Source organism: Hamadaea flava (assembly GCF_024172085.1).
Classification (GTDB): domain Bacteria; phylum Actinomycetota; class Actinomycetes; order Mycobacteriales; family Micromonosporaceae; genus Hamadaea; species Hamadaea flava.
In genome coordinates this window covers 7,620,933-7,638,554 of sequence record NZ_JAMZDZ010000001.1, presented here as the reverse complement: position 1 = coordinate 7,638,554, position 17,622 = coordinate 7,620,933, and the positions used below count along the sequence as shown (strand labels likewise).

Annotated in this window: 16 protein-coding genes; 4 read left to right on the top strand and 12 right to left on the bottom strand. The window is 71.3% G+C overall.

The window, feature by feature from the left end; translation table 11 throughout:
• Positions 1-4: 4 nt before the first annotated feature.
• Complete coding sequence (locus HDA40_RS35710; protein ID WP_253762285.1) at positions 5-1,270, bottom strand: MFS transporter; 1,266 nt, start codon at positions 1,268-1,270, stop codon at positions 5-7.
• A 109-nt stretch (positions 1,271-1,379) separates the two neighbouring features.
• On the opposite strand from HDA40_RS35710, the gene HDA40_RS35705 reads away from it, so the two are divergent.
• Together HDA40_RS35705 and HDA40_RS35700 are read left to right on the top strand one after the other, a co-directional pair.
• Positions 1,380-2,477 carry a GNAT family N-acetyltransferase gene (locus HDA40_RS35705; protein ID WP_253762284.1) on the top strand — a complete coding sequence of 366 codons (1,098 nt, stop codon included), beginning with the start codon at positions 1,380-1,382 and terminating at the stop codon, positions 2,475-2,477.
• 20 nt (positions 2,478-2,497) lie between these two features.
• Positions 2,498-2,935 carry a DUF5709 domain-containing protein gene (locus HDA40_RS35700; RefSeq protein ID WP_253762283.1) on the top strand — a complete coding sequence of 146 codons (438 nt, stop codon included), beginning with the start codon at positions 2,498-2,500 and terminating at the stop codon, positions 2,933-2,935.
• 174 nt (positions 2,936-3,109) lie between these two features.
• Here the strand turns inward: HDA40_RS35700 and HDA40_RS35695 are convergent, their stop codons facing one another.
• From HDA40_RS35695 to argC, 9 genes are all read right to left on the bottom strand, one after another.
• Complete coding sequence (locus tag HDA40_RS35695) at positions 3,110-3,706, bottom strand: DNA-3-methyladenine glycosylase (RefSeq protein ID WP_253762282.1); 597 nt, start codon at positions 3,704-3,706, stop codon at positions 3,110-3,112.
• Entirely contained in the window at positions 3,703-5,103 is a 1,401-nt protein-coding gene (gene argH / locus HDA40_RS35690) for an argininosuccinate lyase (RefSeq protein WP_253762281.1), read from the bottom strand. Before argH ends, HDA40_RS35695 begins: the two co-directional genes overlap by 4 nt.
• Before the next feature lie 127 nt (positions 5,104-5,230).
• Entirely contained in the window at positions 5,231-6,430 is a 1,200-nt protein-coding gene (locus HDA40_RS35685) for an argininosuccinate synthase (protein WP_253762280.1), read from the bottom strand.
• Complete coding sequence (locus HDA40_RS35680; RefSeq protein WP_253762279.1) at positions 6,427-6,954, bottom strand: arginine repressor; 528 nt, start codon at positions 6,952-6,954, stop codon at positions 6,427-6,429. Before HDA40_RS35680 ends, HDA40_RS35685 begins: the two co-directional genes overlap by 4 nt.
• A complete protein-coding gene (gene argF / locus HDA40_RS35675; RefSeq protein WP_253762278.1) occupies positions 6,951-7,886 on the bottom strand; it encodes an ornithine carbamoyltransferase in 936 nt (311 codons plus the stop codon). The genes HDA40_RS35680 and argF overlap by 4 nt, the downstream gene beginning before the upstream one ends.
• Complete coding sequence (locus HDA40_RS35670) at positions 7,886-9,118, bottom strand: acetylornithine transaminase (protein ID WP_253762277.1); 1,233 nt, start codon at positions 9,116-9,118, stop codon at positions 7,886-7,888. The genes argF and HDA40_RS35670 overlap by 1 nt, the downstream gene beginning before the upstream one ends.
• A complete protein-coding gene (gene argB, locus HDA40_RS35665) occupies positions 9,115-10,029 on the bottom strand; it encodes an acetylglutamate kinase (protein ID WP_253762276.1) in 915 nt (304 codons plus the stop codon). The genes HDA40_RS35670 and argB overlap by 4 nt, the downstream gene beginning before the upstream one ends.
• A gap of 31 nt (positions 10,030-10,060) precedes the next feature.
• Positions 10,061-11,236, bottom strand: a complete 1,176-nt coding sequence (argJ, locus tag HDA40_RS35660; RefSeq protein ID WP_253762275.1) for a bifunctional glutamate N-acetyltransferase/amino-acid acetyltransferase ArgJ — start codon at positions 11,234-11,236, stop codon at positions 10,061-10,063.
• A 4-nt stretch (positions 11,237-11,240) separates the two neighbouring features.
• Positions 11,241-12,251: an N-acetyl-gamma-glutamyl-phosphate reductase gene (gene argC, locus HDA40_RS35655; RefSeq protein WP_253762274.1), complete on the bottom strand. Its 1,011-nt coding sequence runs from the start codon at positions 12,249-12,251 to the stop codon at positions 11,241-11,243.
• 225 nt (positions 12,252-12,476) lie between these two features.
• On the opposite strand from argC, the gene HDA40_RS35650 reads away from it, so the two are divergent.
• Positions 12,477-13,865: a GH12 family glycosyl hydrolase domain-containing protein gene (locus tag HDA40_RS35650; protein WP_253762273.1), complete on the top strand. Its 1,389-nt coding sequence runs from the start codon at positions 12,477-12,479 to the stop codon at positions 13,863-13,865.
• A gap of 81 nt (positions 13,866-13,946) precedes the next feature.
• Positions 13,947-15,524, top strand: a complete 1,578-nt coding sequence (locus tag HDA40_RS35645) for a serine/threonine-protein kinase (RefSeq protein ID WP_253762272.1) — start codon at positions 13,947-13,949, stop codon at positions 15,522-15,524.
• Here HDA40_RS35645 and HDA40_RS35640 read toward each other — a convergent pair.
• Positions 15,508-16,485 (bottom strand): serine/threonine-protein kinase, encoded by a 978-nt coding sequence (locus HDA40_RS35640; protein WP_253762271.1) that lies wholly within the window; start codon positions 16,483-16,485, stop codon positions 15,508-15,510. The genes HDA40_RS35645 and HDA40_RS35640 overlap by 17 nt on opposite strands.
• Positions 16,482-17,609, bottom strand: a complete 1,128-nt coding sequence (locus HDA40_RS42340) for an FHA domain-containing protein (RefSeq protein ID WP_253762270.1) — start codon at positions 17,607-17,609, stop codon at positions 16,482-16,484. The genes HDA40_RS35640 and HDA40_RS42340 overlap by 4 nt, the downstream gene beginning before the upstream one ends.
• Positions 17,610-17,622: the final 13 nt, after the last annotated feature.

Sequence of the window (17,622 nt, the reverse complement as noted above, 5' to 3'; positions counted from 1 at the left end):
CTCCTCAGGACGCTTCCGCGACGGGTTGCCTCTCGGGCGAGACTACCGCCGGGTACGGCCGATCGCCCAGGCGACTGGAGATCAGCGCGAACCCGATCCCGCACAGGACCGGCACGGCGCCCTGCACTGTGAGCAGGTTCATCACGCCCAGCCGCGCGGCCAGCGTGCCCGCGAGCCCCGCGCCCAGCAGCGCCGCCAGCGACTGCAGGACCATCATCAACGAGAAGATCCGGCCACGGTACGCGTCGCCGACCGCCCCTTGCAGCAGCGTCATCCAGGCCACCCCACTGAGCACGGAAGGCACTCCGACGATGACGAACAGGGCGAGGCCGGGCCACATCACGCCGGTCCACCGGGGATAGTTGAAGATCGCGAGGTCGATCAGCCCGAACACCACAAGCGACCAGGTCAGCAGCTGCTTCGGCGCGATCCGGGCGGCGATGCGGCCGCTGAGCAGCCCGCCGGTGATGCCGCCGATCGCCTGGGCCGACATGGTCCAGCCGAGTTCGCGGGCGCCGCCGTGCAACGGCCCGGTGACGAAGACCGGGAACAGGGCGCCCATGATGCCTTCGCCGACGCAGATCGCCGTGACGATGCCCAGCAGCGCGCGCAGCATCGGCGAGGAGTACGCCGTGCGCAGCCCCTCTGCCAGCTCTCGGCGTACGCCGAGGGGCGGGGTGTCGGCGTCGCGGACGACGGCGAAGCGTCCCCGGATTCCAGCGACCAGCGCGGCGGAGAGCAGGAACGAGACGGCGTCGACCACGACGACCCCGGTCAGCCCGAGCGAGGCGGTCAGCAACCCGCCGAGGGCCGGTCCGGCGAGCCGGGCGATGTTGTTGTTCAGCGTGTTCAGGGAGTTCGCGGCGGGCAGGTGCTCGGCTGTCACGAGGTTCGGCAGCAGGGCGTTCTCGGCGGGCTGGAAGAGCTGCGAGAGCGTCGACTGGATGAACAGGACCGCGTAGACGATCCAGAGGCCGCCGGCGGAGTCGACGGCCAGCAGCGGCAGCAGCGTCACGCCGTGCAGCACGCTGACCACGAGCAGGACGGTCCGGCGATCCCAGCGGTCCACGTACACCCCGGCGACGAGGCCGAACAGCAGTGTCGGGATCAGGGCGGCGATGACCGCCCCGCTGGTGGCCAGCGCCGATCCGGTCAGCTGCAGGACGTAGATCGGCAGCGCGATGCGCAGCGTCCAGTCGCCGGCGATCGAGATCAGCCCGGCCCACCAGAGCAGCGCGAAGTTCCGTTGGCGTAGCGGTGCGAACTGCACGAGAACCCTCCCCACGGGTGACGACATCGCTATGATGTCGCAGTGACATCACCATGCCATCACTCCTGACGTCAGTCAACCCGCAAGTGATGTCGCTTAGGCTGTCGAGGTGCCCGACTTGATCTCCGTGACGGACCCGGCCGACCCCCACCTCGATCAGATCGCGGAGCTGCTGGTCGCCGCGGTACGTCGGCGCGAGGCGATCGGCCTGCCCGCCGACGTGACCCCCGAGTACGCCCGGAACTGGCTGCTCAAGCTCCTTCCAGCGGTACGCGCGAACGACGCGGGGCTGATCGCGGCGGTCGTCGACGGCGAGGTGGCCGGGACGGCCAAGTGGCAGCGCAGCGAGTGGGCCACCCGCTGGGTGCACGGCGACCTCGACAAACTCACCGTCGCCCCAAGTCACCGGGGCTCCGGTGTCGGCCGGGCGCTCGTCGAGGCGGTCGCGGCCGACGCCTCCGCCCACGGCGTCGAGCTGCTGACACTCAGCGTGCGGGGCAACAACCATGGCGCGATAGCGCTCTATGAAGGCTGCGGCTTTCGGCGTACCGGCTGGTTGGAGAATGCGGTAGCGGACGGCGACGCACGCCACGACGTGGTCCTGATGGCCCGCGAGCTGGCGCGACCCGCGACGGCCCGGTTGCTGGGATCGTGGCCGGCGGGTGCGGGCGCGAGCCTCGCGCGGGGCGTGACCGAGGGCGCGACCTGGTGGCGCACGGACCGGTTGCTGTTGTGCCGCCCCACGGCGGCGGACGCGGCCGAGCATTTCGCGATCCACGCCGACCCCGCGACGAACGTGCACAATCCGGCCGGGCCGCAGACCGACCGGGCCGAGAGCGAGCAGACGCTGGGCGCGTGGGCGTTCCAGTGGGCGAAGTCGGGCTTCGGCTACTGGACCGTGCGGCTGGCCGAGACGGGCGAGGTCATCGGGTTCGGCGGCGTGCGGCCCGCGCTGCCTGGCGAGGACGGCCTGAACCTCTACTACCGGTTCACGCCGGCCGCCTGGGGCCACGGGTACGCCCAGGAACTCGGTCGCGCGGCGCTGGAACTGGCGCGCCGTCGGGCGCCCGGCGAGCCGGTGCTGGCCCTGATCCGGCCGGAGAACGCGGCGTCGATCCGGGTCGCCGAACGCCTCGGGCTGACCCTCGACGGACCGGTCGAACGGGAGCTGGGCACCTATTTGCGATATGTGATTCGGCCCGCCTGATCAGGGGTAACTTGGGCGGTATGACGGTTCCCGACGGCATTCCGGATTACGCCGACGACACCTCGACCGCGTACGACACGGGCGAGCACCCACGCATCGACGACACCGCCCCCGCGCTGCCCGGAGACGAGCCGGAGTACCTGACCGACGAGAGCGCCACCCCGGCCGAGGAAGCCGACCTCACCGAGGGCCCCAGCGAGGCGCTGGACGTCGATCGCACGCAGGAACTCGACCTGGAGGCCGGCTTCGACGACCCCGACGAGGAGTCGGACGAGGTGCTGATCGACGACGAGGAACCCGACCCGTACGCCGAACCCGACGAGCCGGTCGGGCGGCTGGTCGCCCCGGACCTCGGCGCGGGAGTCGACGACGAGGAGGAGGCGTGGGGCGAGGACACCGGTGAGGCCGACGGCCTGAGCGCGGAGGAGTCCGCCATGCATCTGTCCGACGAGGCGTAGCTTGCCTTAGCTCTTGCGGCGGACAGTGTGGCGCCGCTTGCTTCAGCGCTTGCGGGGGGTGTGGCGGCGCTTGCTTCAGCGCTTGCGGGGAGTGCGGCGGCGCTTGCTTCAGCGCTTGCGGGGAGTGCGGCGGCGCTTGCTTCAGCGCTTGCGGGGAGAGTGGCGGCGCTTGCTTCAGCGCTTGCGGGGGGTGTGGCGGCGGTACGTGCTCACGGTGGGGTCCCCGGCGATCGAGAACCGCCACGGCACGTCGTGCGCCCCGGCGACGCCGACCCGGGGACCCGCCACGATCTCGTCTGGCGTCACTGGCCGCGTCGGCGGCTTGAGCAGCAGCGGACCCGTTCCGTCCATCATGGACGTCCCGTTGGCGTCCGGCCCGATGCCCAGGGCCTTCACCAGGCGGGCCGGGCCCCGCGCCAGCTCGCGGTCCGAGCCGCCCCGGCGTTCCCGGGCGATCTCGACGCCGTCGACCACCTCACCGGCGCGCAGCAGGATGGCGGACGCCTCGCCTTCGGGGCCGCACACGATGTTCAGGCACCAGTGCATACCGAAGACGAAGTAGACGTAGGCGCGCCCGGCCGGGCCGAACATGACCTGCGTCCGCGGGGTCGGACCGCGGTGCGCGTGCGACGCCGGGTCCTCCCCCGTTCCCGCGTACGCCTCGACCTCGGTCAGCCGGATCGTGACGCCGTTGGCCGAGACTTCCCAGCCCAGCAGCCGCCGGGCGGTCTGGGGGATCTCCGCGGCCGGCGCGCTCAGCCAGTCGGTCACTGGTCCGGTGTGGCCCACTGCCGCGCGCCGGCGAGCTCGCGCTCGACGTTCGCCAGCTGCTCGGCGACCGCCAGCGGCCCGGTCGACCCCGGAGTCTTCCGGGCGGCCAGCGCCGAGTCGACCGACAGCACTTCGCGTACGCCGGGGTCGAGTTCGGCCGAGATCGCCACGAGGTCGTCGTCGCCGACCTCGTGCAACTCCAGCCCCCGAGCGGCGCAGAACGCGACGAGGCGTCCGGTGATCTCGTGCGCGTCCCGGAACGCCACTCCCTTGCGTACCAGGTAGTCCGCGACCTCGGTGGCGAGCGAGAAGCCGATCGGCGCGGCCTTCGCGAGCACCTCGGTCTTGACCGTCATGGTGGCGATCATCCCGGTGAGCGCGGGCAGGACCAGCTCCAGCGTGTCGAGGGCGTCGAACGCGGGCTCCTTGTCCTCCTGCATGTCCCGGTCGTAGGTCAGCGGCAGGCCCTTGAGCATGGTCAGCACCGCGACCAGCCCGCCGATGAGCCGGCCCGCCTTGCCGCGGGCCAGTTCGGCGATGTCCGCGTTCTTCTTCTGCGGCATGATCGACGACCCGGTGGCGAACGCGTCGTCCAGCTCCACCCAGCCGAACTCCTGGGAGGTCCAGAGGACGACCTCCTCGCCGAGGCGACTCAGGTGTACGCCGAGCAGGGCGGTCACGAACAGGAACTCGGCGACGAAGTCGCGGTCGGACACCGCGTCCATCGAGTTGGCCGCCGAGGACGTGAACCCGAGTTCCTTGGCCACCCGCTCGGGATCCAGCGGCAGCGACGAGCCGGCCAGCGCGCCCGCGCCGAGTGGGCTGACCGCCGTACGCCGATCCCAGTCCCGCAGCCGGTCGAGGTCTCGCAGCAGCGGCTGCACGTGCGCGAGCAGCCAGTGCCCGAAGGTGACCGGCTGAGCGTGCTGGACGTGGGTCATCCCCGGGGCGGGGGTGGCGACGTGCTGCCCGGCCTGCTCGGTGAGCGCACCGGCCAGGTCGGCGATCCCGAGCGCCAGCAGCCGGGCGTGATCACGCAGGTAGAGCCGCAGATCCGTGGCCACCTGGTCGTTGCGGGACCGGCCGGCGCGCAGCTTGCCGCCGAGCGGGCCGAGTTTCTCCAGCAGCCCACGCTCCAGCGCGGTGTGGACGTCCTCGTCGGCCGGAGTCGCCTGGAACGCGCCCGACTCGACGTCGGCGGCCAGCTCGTCCAGCGCCGCCAGCATCCGGCTCAGTTCCTCCGGCGTCAGCAGGCCGGCGTCGGCGAGCACCTTGGCATGCGCCTTCGACCCCGCGATGTCGTACGCGGCCAGCCGCCAGTCGAAGTGCACGCTGACGCTCAGCCGGGCCAGCGCCTCGGCCGGACCGCCCTCGAACCGTCCACCCCAGAGTTTCATTTCCTACCTCGTCGATCAGTGCATCGGGGAGTTGACCATGAACCTACGGACACGACACGCCGGTCGACAACGACCATAGGTTCATGATCAACGGGATAGAGCCGCGAGACAAGCGCGGCGGGAGGGGTTAGGAAAGGCGGGTGTTGCGGGCGGAGGCGAGCCGCGACGGCAGGCCCCACAGGTCGACGAAGCCCTTGGCCAGCGACTGGTCGAACAGGTCGCCCTCGTCGTAGGTGGCCAGGCTGAAGTCGTACAGCGAGGCCTCCGACCGCCGGCCGGTGACGACCGCGCGCCCGCCGTGCAGGGTCATCCGGATCTCGCCGGTGACGTGCTTCTGCGACTCGTCGATGAAGGCTTCCAGCGAGGACTTGAGCGGCGAGAACCACAGGCCGTCGTAGACCAGCTCGCCCCAGCGCTGGTCGACCGACTTCTTGAAGCGGGCGAGGTCGCGCTCGACGGTGACGTTCTCCAGCTCCTGGTGCGCGGTGATCAGCGCGATCGCGCCCGGCGCCTCGTAGACCTCGCGGCTCTTGATGCCGACCAGCCGGTCCTCGACCATGTCGAGCCGGCCGACGCCCTGCGCGCCCGCCCGCCGGTTCAGCTCGGCGATCGCCTGGAACGGCGTGACGGTCTCCCCGTCGATCGCGACCGGGCGGCCCTGCTCGAAGGTGATGACGACCTCGTCGGCGTCGCGCGGCTCGGCCGGGTTCGACGTGTACGAGTAGATGTCCTCGATCGGCGCGTTCCAGATGTCCTCGAGGAAGCCCGTCTCGACGGCCCGGCCGAAGATGTTCTGGTCGATCGAGTACGGCGACTTCTTGCTCTGGTCGATCGGCAGGTTCTTGCTCTCGGCGTACGCGATGGCCTTGTCCCGGGTCCACGCGAAGTCCCGGGCGGGCGCGACGACCTTCAGGTGCGGCGCGAGGGCGCCGATGCCGACCTCGAAGCGGACCTGGTCGTTGCCCTTGCCGGTGCAGCCGTGCGACACGACGGTGCCGCTGTGCTTGTGCGCCGCCTGGACCAGGTGCTTGACGATCAACGGCCGCGACAGGGCGCTGACCAGCGGGTACCGGTCCATGTACAGGGCGTTGGCCCGGATGGCCGGCAGGCAGAAGTCGGCGGCGAACTCCTCGCGGGCGTCGATCACCTCGGACTCGACCGCGCCGCAGGCCAGCGCCCGCTTGCGGACGACCTCCATGTCCTCGCCGCCCTGGCCGACGTCGACGAGGACCGCGATGACCTCCGCGTCCATCTTCTCGGCCAGGTACGGAATGGCTACGGACGTGTCCAGGCCGCCGGAGTAGGCCAGTACGACCCGCTCGGTCATGATGGTGCTCCCTCTGTGGTTTCTTGGTCGAGATTGGCCCAGGCCGCGAACTTCGCGGCCAACCCGGCGCCGGTCGTGTCCACGGCACTTGTGCCGGGCTGCGGCTCAGCGCGGGCCACGATGAAGATGGTGTCGTCTCCCGCGATCGTGCCGGCCACCTCGGGCAGGCCACTGCGGTCGATCGCGCTGGCCAGGAACTGGGCGGCGCCGGGCGGCGTACGCAGGACCGTGATGTTTCCACTGTGGTCGGTTCCGGTGAGCAGCTCCTTGAGCAGCCGGACCAGGCGTACCTGGGCCTGCTCCGCCGGGCGCAACGCACGGTTGCCGTCCTCGGGGATCAGGTAGACCCCGCCGACCTTGATCGCCCGCAGCTCCTCCAGGTCCCGCGACAACGTCGCCTGGGTCACCTGCACGCCGCCGGTCGCGAGCAGCTCGGCCAGCTCGGTCTGCGAGCGTACCGATCCGCCGCGGATCAGCTCCTCGATCCGGGCGTGCCGCGCGGTCCGCGTCATCGGCGAGGTCATGCCGTCTCCCCGCTGTGCTCCAGCAAGAACGCGAGCAGCGCCTTCTGCGCGTGCAGGCGGTTCTCGGCCTGGTCGAACACCGCGCTGTGCGGCCCGTCCAGCACCCCGTCGGTGATCTCCTCGCCCCGGTGCGCGGGCAGGCAGTGCAGCACGATCGCCGCCGGATCCGCGAGACTCACCAGCTTCTCGTTCAGCTGGTACGCGAGGAAGGGGCCGACGCGATCCTTGCCGTCGTCCTCCTGCCCCATCGACGTCCAGGCGTCCGTCGCGAGGACGTGGGCGCCCGCAGCCGCCTCGGCCGGGTCCCGCAGCACGCTGACCGAACCGCCGGTCGACGCCGCGATCTTCTCCGCGTCGGCGACGATCGCCGGGTCGGGCTCGAAGCCGGCCGGACCGGAGACGCGTACGTGCATCCCGGCGACCGCCCCGGCGAGCAGGTAGGAGTTCGCCATGTTGTTCGCCGCGTCGCCCAGGTACGCCAAGGTCAGCCCGGTCGTGCGGCCGAACTTCTCGCGTACCGTGAGCAGGTCGGCCAGCAGCTGACAGGGGTGGAACCCGTCGGTCAGCGCGTTGACCACGGGCACGGTCGCACCCGAGGCCAGCTCGGTGATGCGCTCGTCGCCATAGGTACGCATGACGACCGCAGCCACGTACCGCGAGAGCACCCGGCCGGTGTCGGCCAGCGACTCGCCCCGGCCGAGGTGGGTGTTCACGGTGTCGACGGTGATCGGCTGCCCGCCGAGGTCGGCCACGCCCACCTCGAACGACAACCGGGTCCGCAGCGACTGCTTGTCGAAGAAGACCGCGACCGACTTCGGGCCCTGCAACGGGCGGTACTGCCACCGGTCGGCCTTCATCTGGGCGGCCAGGTCCAGCACAGCCGTCTGCTCGGCCGGAGTCAGATCGTCGTCGCGCAGGAAGTTCCTTGCCATCACGCCGCTCCGGGGCACGCCGCGTCGAGGGCCGCCGGCAGCGCCGCGAGCAGCGCGTCGACCTGCTCGGACGAGATGATCAGCGGCGGGGCCAGCCGGAGCACGTCGGGCTGGCACGCGTTGGCGATGAAGCCCGCGTCGCGCAGCAGTCCGACCACGGCGGCGCCGGCCGGAGCGGTCAGCTGTACGCCGAGCAGCAGGCCCGCACCGCGTACGTGGTCGACGAGGGGATGGCCGAGCGCCTCGATCCCCCGCCGGAGCCGCTCGCCGACCCGCTTGACGTGGTCGAGCAGCCCGTCGGCGGCGATGGTCCGCAGCACGGCCAGCCCGGCCGCGCAGGCGATCGGGTTGCCGCCGAAGGTCGTGCCGTGGTGGCCCGGCTGGAACAGCGCGGCCGCGCCGCCCGGGTGGGTGTCGGCGAACGCGCCGTCGGCGAACGCGATCGCGGCCCCCAGCGGCAGCCCGCCGCCCAGGCCCTTGGCGAGCGTGATGATGTCGGGCGCGACGCCTTCGGCCTGGCACTGGAACCAGTGACCGGTCCGGCCGATGCCGGTCTGCACCTCGTCGAGGACGAACAGGACGCCATGGGCCGCCGTGATCTCGCGTACGCCGGCGAGGTAGCCGGGCGGGGCGGCGACGACGCCGCCCTCACCCATGATCGGCTCCAGGATGACCATGGCGGTCTCGTCGGTGACGGCGGCTTCGAGCGCGGCCAGGTCGCCGTAGGGCACGTGGGTCACGTCGCCGGGCAGCGGCAGGAAGGGGTTCCGCTTGCCGGGCTGACCGGTCAGCGACAGCGCGCCCATCGTCCGGCCGTGGAAGGCGCCCTGCGCCGCGACGATCCCCGTCCGCCCGCTGTGCGGCTGATCCGCGGAAGCGCCGGCCAGCCGGGACATCTTGAAGGCGGCCTCGTTGGCCTCGGCGCCGGAGTTGCAGAAGAACACCTTGCCGGGCCGGCCGGTCAGCGTCAGCAGCAGCTCGGCCAGCGCGATCGTGGGCTCGGCGGCGTAGAAGTTCGAGACGTGCCCGAGCTTGGCGACCTGATCGGAGACGGCGCTGACGACCGCCGGGTGGGCGTGGCCGAGCGCGTTGACCGCGATCCCGGACAGGAAATCCACGTAGGACTTGCCGTGCTCGTCGACGACGACCGCGCCCTGGCCGCTCACCAGCCCGACGGTGGGGGTTCCGTAGTTGTCGGCGAGCGAGTGCTGCCACCGATCTAGCAAGGTCATGGGGTCACCATCGTTCCGTGGCCGGCTTCCGTGAAGATCTCGAGGAGGGTGGAGTGGGGGCTGCGGCCGTCGACCACGTGCGCCGCCGGCACCCCGCCGCGAACCGCCCGCAGGCAGGCCTCCATCTTGGGGACCATGCCCGAGGCCAGCTCGGGAAGCAGCTTCTCCAGCTCGTCGGCGGACAGCTCAGAGATCAGGCTGCTGGTGTCGGGCCAGTTGGCGTACAGGCCGGGGACGTCGGTGAGGACGACGAGCTTGCGCGCGCCGAGCGCGATCGCGAGCGCGGCGGCGGCGGTGTCGGCGTTCAGGTTGTGCACGACGCCGTCGATGTCGGGGGCGACGGTGGACACCACCGGGATCTGCCCGGCCGCGAGCACCTGGGCGACGACGGTCGGGTTCACCTCCGCCACGTCGCCGACCAGGCCGACGTCGACCGGTTCGCCGTCGACGACCGCCGGGCGGCGTACCGCCGTGAACAGGCCGCCGTCGCTGCCGGAGAGCCCGACGGCCAGCGGCCCGTGCGCGTTGATCTCGCCGACGAGTTCCTGACCGACCTGGCCGACCAGCACCATCTGGACGATCTTCATCGCCTCCGGCGTGGTGACCCGCAGCCCGCCCCGGAACTCGCTGGTCAGGCCGACCTGCTCCAGCATGGCCGAGATCTGCGGACCGCCGCCGTGCACGACCACCGGCTGCAGCCCGGCCTGCCGGAGGAAGACCATGTCGGCGGCGAACGCGGCCCGCAGCGCGCCGACCGCACTCCTGGCGGCTCGCCCGAGAGGCTCCCCGCCTGACACCATGGCGTTGCCGCCGTACTTCACGACCGTGATGGCGCCCCGGAACCGGTTGAGCCACGGCAGCGCCTCGACGAGGACGGCCGCCTTCTGCTCAGCGCTCAGCTCCACACTCATACTGCGCCCCCGCTCACGCTCGGCAGGCCGATCATGACGAGTACGCCGAATTCTCGTGGACGTAGTCGTGCGACAGGTCGTTGGTCCAGATGGTGGCCTGGGCGGCCCCGGCGTTGAGGTCGATCGTGATCTGCACCTGCGACTCCGACAGATCCACCTTGGACCGGTCCTCGGCGGCCGAGCCGTTCCGGCAGATCCACACGCCGTTGATCGCGACGTCGAGCCGGTCGGGCTCGAAGGCGGCGGCGGTGGTGCCGACGGCGGCGAGGATGCGGCCCCAGTTGGGGTCGTTGCCGAAGAGCGCGCACTTGACCAGGTTGTTGCGGGCGACGGCCCGGCCCACGGACACCGCGTCCGATTCGGTCGCCGCGCGTACCACTTCGATGGCGACCTTCTTGGTGTGGCCCTCGGCGTCGGCGAGCAGCTGCTGGGCGAGGTCGTGACACGCGGCCGTGACGGCGGCCGTGAGCTCTTCCTGCGACGGCTCCACGCCGGACGCGCCGCTGGCGAGCAGCAGGACGGTGTCGTTGGTGGACATCGCGCCGTCGGAGTCGAGCCGGTCGAAGGTCAGGCGGCAGGCCTCGCGCAGCGCCTCGTCCAGGGCCGACGAGCCGGCGATGGCGTCGGTGGTGAGCACGACGAGCATCGTGGCCAGCGCGGGGGCGAGCATGCCCGCGCCCTTGGCCATGCCGCCGACGCACCAGCCGTCGCCGGAGATCACCGTGTTCTTCGCGACGGTGTCGGTGGTCATGATCGCCTCGGCCGCCGTGCCGCCGCCGTCCTTCGCCAGCGCCTTGGCGGCCGTCGTGACCCCGCCGAGCACCTTGTCCATCGGCAGCCGCTCGCCGATCAGGCCGGTGGAGCAGACCGCGACGTCGACCGCGCCGAGCAGCATGCGCTTGGCGCCCGGCCCGCGCAGTGCGGCGGCGACGGCTTCGGCGGTGGCGTGGGTGTCCTGGAATCCGGCCGGGCCGGTGCAGGCGTTGGCGCCGCCCGAGTTGAGCACGACCGCCTTGAGGACGCCACCCTTGAGCACCTGCCGGCTCCAGAGGACCGGCGCGGCTTGTACGCGGTTGGCGGTGAAGACTCCGGCGGCGGTCGCGTCAGGGCCGTCGTTGACGACGAGCGCGAGGTCCGGCTTGCCACTGGCCTTGATCCCGGCGGTCACGCCGGCGGCCCGGAAGCCCTGAGGTGCGGTCACGGACATGGGGTCACCGAGTTCCGTAGATCGGCAGGCCGGCCGTCTCGGCCAGGCCCAGCATCAGGTTGGCGCATTGCACAGCTTGGCCGGCTGCGCCCTTGCCGAGGTTGTCGATGGCGCTGACGACGATCACCCGGCCGCTGTCGAGGTCGACGGCGGCCTGCAGGTGACAGCTGTTGGAGCCCAGCGTGGCGCTGGTGTGGGGCTGCTGGCCGTCGGCGAGGACGTGGACGAACGGCTCGTTGGCGTACGCGTCGGCCAGCACCTCCCGCACGACGGCCCCGGTGATGTCGCAACTGGTCGGGCGGCCGGTCACGGTGGCGAGGATGCCGCGGGGCATCGGTGCCAGCACCGGCGTGAACGACAGCGACCGGGCGCCGGTCGCCTGCTTGATCTCGGGCACGTGCTGGTGGGCGCCGACCTTGTAGGGGCTCAGGTCGCTCATCACCTCCGAGCCGAGCAGGTGCGGCTTGGGGGCCTTGCCCGCGCCGGTGGTGCCACTGGCCGCGACCACGACGACGTCGGCGGGCTCGATCAGGTCGGCGGCGATCAGCGGCGCGAGCGCGAGCGTGGTCGCGACGGCGTAGCAGCCGGTGGCCGCCACCCGGTCGCTGTCGGCGATCTGGAGACGCTGGCCGGGCAGCTCGGGCAGACCGTAGGTCCAGGTCCCGGCGTGCTCGCCGCCGTAGTATTTGGTCCACTGCGCGCCGTCGATCAGCCGGTGGTCCGCGCCCAGGTCGACGATCTTCACCCCGGCGGGCAGCTGCGCGGCCAGGGCGGCCGACTCGCCGTGCGGCAGCGCCAGGAACACCAGGTCCGCGCTGCCCAGGGTGGCCGGGTCGGTCTCGGTCAGGGTCAGGTCCAGCGCCGCCAACTGCGGGTGTACGCGACCGAGGGGCTGTCCGGCCTGGGAGTGCGCGGTCGCCGTGACCAGGTCGATGTCGGGGTGCCCGGCGAGCAGGCGCAGCAGCTCGCCGCCCGCGTATCCGCTGGCCCCCGCTACTGCCGCTTTGATGCTCATACCGTCCTCCGCAACTTTATGCAGGAATGAGCATACGCCCGAAGGTATGATCATGCAATTATGGCACGCATCACTTCTCGCGAAACTCCTTTCATCGAATCGCGTTCGATGGGCTCACGGCTTTCCATCGATGAAGATTGACGGTAGGCTGCCGTGCGGGAGCGCTCCCATCCCCCTTCGGCGGCACACGGACGTGCCGCGACTCCACGCCCATGGAGGAAGCAGATGAGACACCGCATCCTCGCCGCGCTCGCGGCGGGTGCGCTGATCGTGACCGGGACGCTCACCGCGTCCGGCACCGCCCACGCCGACGTCACGATCTGCGAGAAGTACGGCTCCACCACGATTCAGAGCGGGCGCTACGTCGTCCAGAACAACAACTGGGGCGACGACACCACCCAGTGCATCAACGTCACCGGCACCGGTTTCGCGGTGACCACGGCCAGCCACAACAAGGCGACCAACGGCGCGCCTGGGGCGTACCCGTCGGTCTATTTCGGCTGCCACTACGCCAACTGCAGCACCGGCAGCGGGCTACCGCTCCAGGCGAGCACCAGCACCTTCACCGGGCTCACCACCTCGGTGTCGATGAACTACCCGTCGAGCGGAGTCTGGGACGCCGCGTACGACATCTGGTTCGACCCGACGCCGCGGACCGACGGGCAGAACACCGGCGCCGAGATCATGATCTGGCTCAACAAGATGGGCTCGATCCAGCCGGTCGGCTCCCAGGTCGGCACCGCGACGATCAACGGCGCGACCTGGAACGTCTGGGAAGGCAACATCGGCTGGAACGTGGTCTCCTACGTCCGGCAATCGGCGACCGGCTCGATGAACTTCACGGTCAACGACTTCTACAGCGACGCCGTCAGCCGCGGGTACGCCCAGCGCAGCTGGTACCTCACCAGCATCCAGGCCGGCTTCGAGCCGTGGGTCGGGCAGACCGGGCTGGCGGTCACCGCGTTCTCCGTCGGCAGCGGTGGCGGCGGTGGCGACACCTCGCCGCCGTCGACTCCGGCGAACCTGACGGCGTCGGGCGCGACCGCGAACAGCGTGAACCTCAACTGGAGCGCGTCGTCGGACAACGTCGGAGTCACCGGGTACGACGTCTACCGGGCCACCAACGGCGGATCGTTCAGCCAGATCGCCACGGCATCCGGCACCTCGTACACCGCGACCGGGCTGGCCGCGTCCACGCAATACCAGTTCTACGTCCGCGCCAGAGACGCCGCCGGGAACACCTCCGGCAACTCGTCGACGGTCACCGCCACCACGTCCAGCGGCGGCGGAGGCGGCGGGTCGTGCCGGGTGAAGTACGTCCCCAACACCTGGAACACCGGATTCACCGCCGACGTCACGGTGACCAACACCGGCTCCACCACGATCACCGGATGGACCGCGGCCTGGGCGTACTCCGGCAACCAGAAGATCACCAGCTTCTGGAACGCCACCGTCACCCAGAGCGGGCAGTCGGTGACCGCTCGCGACCTGGGCTACAACGGCACCCTCGCCGCCGAGGCGAGCACCGCCTTCGGCTTCCAGGGCACCTACTCCGGCACCAACACCTCGCCGACGTCGTTCACCCTGAACGGCGCCGCCTGCACCCTCGGCTGAATCCCATCCCCTCATGGTGCCCCGGTCTCCCTCAGGACCGGGGCACCACCATCGCCGGCACACATGACCTAAGCTGCCCTCGTGGTGTCCACATTGAGCAATCAGGATCCGCAGGAGATCGGCGGATACCGCCTGCGTGCTCGCCTCGGCATGGGCGGCATGGGCGAGGTCTACCTCGCCTTCCTCCCGGGCGGCCGGCAAGCGCTGGCGATCAAGGTGGTACGCCGCGAGTACGCCGACGACCAGGCCTTCCGCATCAGGTTCGCCCAGGAGGCCGACGCGGCGCGGCGAGTCGCCGGGCCCTACATCGCACCGCTCGTCGACTCCAGTGCGGACGCCCCGATCCCCTGGCTGGCGACGGCTTACGTGACGGGGCCGACGCTGCTCGACGCGGTACGCGCCGCCGGGCCCCTGCCGCTGCCGACCGTACAGGGACTGGTCGCCGCGGTCGCCACGGCGTTGCAGGCCATCCACTCGTACGGCATCGTCCACCGGGACCTCTCCCCCGGCAACGTCGTGCTCGCCGCCGACGGCCCGAAGGTCATCGATTTCGGCATCGCCCGGGCCACCGACGTCAGCCAGACCTTCGTCTCGCGTACGCCGCTCGGCACGCCCGGCTCCATGGCACCGGAGGTGGCGCTCGGCCAGCCCGCCACCCCCGCATCCGACGTCTTCGCCCTCGGCGGCATCGCCTACTTCGCCGCGACCGGGCGCTCGGCGTACGGGGACGGGACGTTCGCCCATCAGCTGGTGCGGATCACCCGTGGCGAAGCCGACCTGACGGGCTGCCCGGCCGAACTTCGCGATCTGGTCGAACGATGCCTGGCGGTCGACCCCGGCAACCGTCCCGACACGGCCGAGATAATCGCTGCCTGCGGCGGCACGCCCCGGCTCGGCGAGGGCTGGCTGCCCCCGGCGATCACCACGGACATCGCGGCCCGGGCGACCGAACTGGCGCGGATAGCGGCCCAGCCGGTTCCGCCGATCGGTCCGACCGCCGTGCTGCCACAGCGCTCCGCCAGACGGCGCCGGCTGGTAGGAGCGGGCGTCGCGGCAGTGGTGCTCGCGGCGGCCGTGCTCGTCGGGGTGAAGCTCGGTGCCGGCTCCGCAGCGAACCCCGCGGCGGACTCCGGGTCGGGAGTGGGTCCGAGCGCGAGCGTCTCCACCGCCCCGACAGCCGCCGTCCAGGTCACCGCCACCACCGGGGCCGGCACGCCGTCCTCGGCCGCGCCGTCGGCGTCAGCGTCGGCTTCGGCGTCGGCGGGGAGCGACGAAGTGCGCTGGACCGGCCCCATCCGGATCAACGGCGACGGCATCGACCTCGACACCACGCCGCCGGTCGTCGATCCCAGCAGCGGCCGTATCGACCTGCAGCTGGGTCTCACCAACGACACCGAGTCCACCATCGACGGCATCGACGGCGGCAACCACACCAGCGTCGCGATCCTGCCGGCGGGCGCCACGGCGAGCCCGCACAAGTGCAACGAGCTCATCTCGACCGTGGGAACCGACCGGGTGGAGGTCACCAAGGGCTCCACCCTGTGCTTCCGCACGGAGAAGGGCCTGCTCGGCGTCGCCACCATCACCAAGATCACTGGCGGCTTCACCTTCGGCGACAGCGCGACCGCGACCGTGTGGGCCACTACGGAGTACGCGTGAGGGCGTAGTCGTGCATTCGGCGTACCAGTGAATGATCCGGGCCCAACTCGGCCTCGGCTCGCGCCAGGAGCCGGACCAGCGCGAAGGCCGCGCGTTTCGCTCGACCCGCGCCGAACAGGGCCTGTACGTCGGTGAACTGACCGGCCAGCCGCGAGGCGACCGCCTCGGCCGCTGCCTGGGCCCCACCGAGCGCGGCCAGTCCCTCGCGAACCTCCGCCGCCCGCGGTCGCTCGGCGGGATCGACGGCGAGCATGCGGTGCACGATGCCGGCCAGTGCGGGCGGTAGTTCCGGTCGCAACCGCAGCAAGGGCCGGGGCGGCACCGGCGGCTGCGCCAGCGGATCCGACGGCATCGACCCGCTCAGGAGCAGGTAGAGCGTGACTCCGAGGGAGTAGACGTCAGCCGGCGGACCGGCCCGGTGCCGGGCCAGCTGCTCGGGCGCCATGTACGCGAGCGTGCCCACCAACTGCCCCGACTCGGTGACCTGGGGAAGCTGCGGGGTGGTGGCGAGCCCGAAGTCGACCAGCTTCACCTGCTGGCTGCCCGGAGCGCCGTCGAGCATGATGTTGTGCGGTTTGACGTCGCGGTGCACGATCGGCTCCGCCCGCTCGTGCAACACCGTGAGGGCGCCCGCCAGCACCACGCCGTAGCTGGCCGCCTCCTCCACCGCGAACGGCAACCGCGCCTTCGCGAGAGTCAGCAGGTCCGGGCCGGTGAGCCGCTCCATGACGAGGTAGTTCGCGCCGACGTCGAGGATGTAGACGATGTTGGGGTGCCGGATCCCGGCGAGCACCTTGGCCTCGCGCAGCAGCCGGGCGAGGTCGGCCGGGTCCGCCTCGTCCCTGAGCATCTTGACCGCGACGTCCCGGTTCATCTTGACGTCCTGGGCGAGGAAGACCTCGCCGAAACCGCCCACGCCCAGCCGTTCGCCGAGGCGGTACCGATGGTCCAGGAGGGTCACCGCCGCCCCCGGTGCACTCGGGTCTCGGCGTCGAACGCGACGCTGGGAGCGTCGGCGGCCGCGCTGTCGCCGGTTGCCTTGGCGTCCTCGGACGTAGGGGCATCGTCGAAGACGAAGTGCCGTCCGCTCACCACGAGCTTCACCTTCTCGTGCAGCGCCACGGCGTCGCGGAGATCCCAGCGCTCCGGACGGCCCGGCGTCAGCCGGCGGCCCTTGACGCGTACGCCGTTTCGGCTGTTCAGATCGGTGACGGTGAGCACCTGACCGTCCCAGGCGAGCTCAGCGTGCCGGCGGCTGATCAAGTCCCCGTACTGCGGCGGCACCCGGCGCAGCAGTTCCCGGCCGACCGTCACCGGCTCGCCCGGCGTCACCAGGAAGCGGTCGACGACCGTGCGGTTGACCGAGACCTTGAGCTGGATCGGGCGAAGAAGCCGGCCGAGGTCGCTCATCGGCCGCCGATGGCTCGGGCAGCACACCCGCCCGTCCCGGTACGCCGGCAGCGGCTGGCCGCCGTCGCGCCCCTCGCCGAACAGCGGGCAGTCCGGCACCGGGCACCGCCAGCCTCGGGTCAGGGGTTCCCGGCGCAGACGGCGTTCCCGGTCGTAGAGCCCGGCCGCCCGCAGCAGGTCGTGCTCCTCAGCGCTCGACAGCTGGTGCTCGGGGTAGATCGGGATGTCGCGCGCTTCGACGCGTATGCCGTCGCCGTCAGGCCGCATCCGCAGGAAACGGTCGGCGCTGCCCGGAATCCACGGGAAGTCGCGGTGCCGGCCCTTGAAGTTGTCGTGGCTGACGACCTTCGCCCCGGTCACGTCGGCGATCTCCAGCACCCGGTCGTCGGCGCCGTCCCGAGCCTCGATCAGGCCGCCGTCGATCCACCGGCGCAGCGCCCGGCGCTCGCTCGTGGAGAGCAGATCGGACCGGCGCTCAAGCGACCAGTCGGTCACCACGGAGACCTGCACGGTGCCGTCGGCGAGATACGTCTTCAGTCCGTCGATCAGGGCGAAGAGCCGTCGCAGATCGGCCGGGCGAGCACTGCACAGGCCGCGCTCGCGGACCACATTGGACAAGTCGAGCACCACGTCCACGTCGTCCGGGACGGTCGTCAGATGCTCCTCGATCCGCACCGTCCACACTGTA

What these genes read in the sequence shown, in the direction of transcription:
- HDA40_RS35700 (WP_253762283.1), top strand. Translation starts at nt 2,498, where the DNA reads ATGACGGTTCCCGACGGCATTCCGGATTACGCCGACGACACCTCGACC.
- argH (WP_253762281.1), bottom strand. Translation starts at nt 5,103, where the DNA reads ATGAAACTCTGGGGTGGACGGTTCGAGGGCGGTCCGGCCGAGGCGCTG.
- HDA40_RS35685 (WP_253762280.1), bottom strand. Translation starts at nt 6,430, where the DNA reads ATGACCGAGCGGGTCGTACTGGCCTACTCCGGCGGCCTGGACACGTCC.
- HDA40_RS35680 (WP_253762279.1), bottom strand. Translation starts at nt 6,954, where the DNA reads ATGACCTCGCCGATGACGCGGACCGCGCGGCACGCCCGGATCGAGGAG.
- argF (WP_253762278.1), bottom strand. Translation starts at nt 7,886, where the DNA reads ATGGCAAGGAACTTCCTGCGCGACGACGATCTGACTCCGGCCGAGCAG.
- HDA40_RS35670 (WP_253762277.1), bottom strand. Translation starts at nt 9,118, where the DNA reads ATGACCTTGCTAGATCGGTGGCAGCACTCGCTCGCCGACAACTACGGA.
- argB (WP_253762276.1), bottom strand. Translation starts at nt 10,029, where the DNA reads ATGAGTGTGGAGCTGAGCGCTGAGCAGAAGGCGGCCGTCCTCGTCGAG.
- argJ (WP_253762275.1), bottom strand. Translation starts at nt 11,236, where the DNA reads ATGTCCGTGACCGCACCTCAGGGCTTCCGGGCCGCCGGCGTGACCGCC.
- argC (WP_253762274.1), bottom strand. Translation starts at nt 12,251, where the DNA reads ATGAGCATCAAAGCGGCAGTAGCGGGGGCCAGCGGATACGCGGGCGGC.
- HDA40_RS35650 (WP_253762273.1), top strand. Translation starts at nt 12,477, where the DNA reads ATGAGACACCGCATCCTCGCCGCGCTCGCGGCGGGTGCGCTGATCGTG.